The sequence below is a fragment of the Variovorax sp. P4_B10 genome, assembly GCF_056402375.1.
Window position 1 is genome coordinate 1 of sequence record NZ_JBFUHN010000178.1, and the last position, 1,422, is coordinate 1,422.

Annotated in this window: 1 protein-coding gene; it reads left to right on the plus strand. The window is 60.6% G+C overall.

Annotation, left to right across the window (positions count from 1 at the left end):
* Positions 1-208: 208 nt before the first annotated feature.
* On the plus strand, positions 209-1,422 hold a 1,214-nt coding region (locus AC1DXX_RS33325), incomplete at its 3' end, for an Ig-like domain repeat protein (protein ID WP_478138471.1).

Consider the following 1,422-nt stretch of genomic DNA (forward strand, 5'->3'; position numbering starts at 1 on the left):
GTTCCTGGGAACGGCGCAGGCCACCAACGGCGTAGCGACTCTGGTGACGAGCTATCTGCCACTTGGAAACAGCGTTCAGTTGAACGCGGCCTACGCGGGAGATGCCAACAACGTGGCAAGCACCGTCGTCAGTGGTCCGACGATCCAGGTGGYGGCGGGCTCCGCTGTGTCGGGGCCAACTGTCCGGACCACTGGTGTTTCGTTTTCCTTGAACAGCACTATCCAGGCAGGATATCCGTTCGTGGCGCTGATGCAGGTTACCACCGGTTCAGGAGGTGCCACAGGAACRTTCAATGTCTTTGACGGCCAGACACTCATCAGTAGCTTTGCCTCTACAGGGGGAGTCGGTGCCACGATCGGCGTGCCAGCCCTGAGTGTGGGTACCCACAATCTGACGATCATCTATTCGGGGGACGCGAATCGCCAGGCGGCGATGACGACCAGTCAGGTGGTCGTGCCGCCGGGTGCGATGACGTTGACGTTGACGTCTTCGGCAGGCAGGGTAACGGCAGGCGCCGAAGTGACGCTGACGGCGAGGCTGGCTCCGGACTTGACGTTCCTCGGCAACGGAGCGTTAAGCAATCTGCGTTTCAATGGACCGACCCTGACTGGAATTGTCACTTTTTATCGAAATGGTACGGCTATCGGAACAGCCAGTGTCGTCAACGGAATGGCAACGCTGAACATCAGCAGCCTGCCGCTGGGCACTGGCAGTATCACGGCGAGCTATTCGGGCGATGTCAACATCACCGCTGTTTCAACCGCTGCGCTGGATCAGCAGGTTGTGGCTTCGACCCAGGCGCAAGCGACCACCACCGTTCTCACGACTTCGCAAGCTCAGGCCTCTTATGGGACGGCAGTCACATTGACTGCCACCGTATCACGCAGTGGTGCAGCAGCCTCATCGTTCTCGGGAACCGTCGACTTTTTCAGCAACAACGTCCTGGTTGGATCGGCGTCCGTCGTCAATGGGCAGGCGGTGCTCACATTGAGCCAGTTGCCGGTGGGTACCGATGTGCTGCGGGCTGTGTACAGCGGCGATGCTGCGAACGCGACCAGTCTTGCTACCTTGAACCAGGTGATCAAGCCTGCAACGACAGTGACCACCCTGACAGCTTCTGCCACGAGCGTGGCACAGGGCCAGCCTGTCACGTTGACGGCGAATGTGAGCGGGGCCGCTGCCAGCGGCATGGTCACGTTCTTCGCGGGCACGCAGTTCCTGGGAACGGCGCAGGCCACCAACGGCGTAGCGACTCTGGTGACGAGCTATCTGCCACTTGGAAACAGCGTTCAGTTGAACGCGGCCTACGCGGGAGATGCCAACAACGTGGCAAGCACCGTCGTCAGTGGTCCGACGATCCAGGTGGTGGCGGGCTCCGCTGTGTCGGGGCCAACTGTCCGGACCACTGGTGTCTCGTTTTC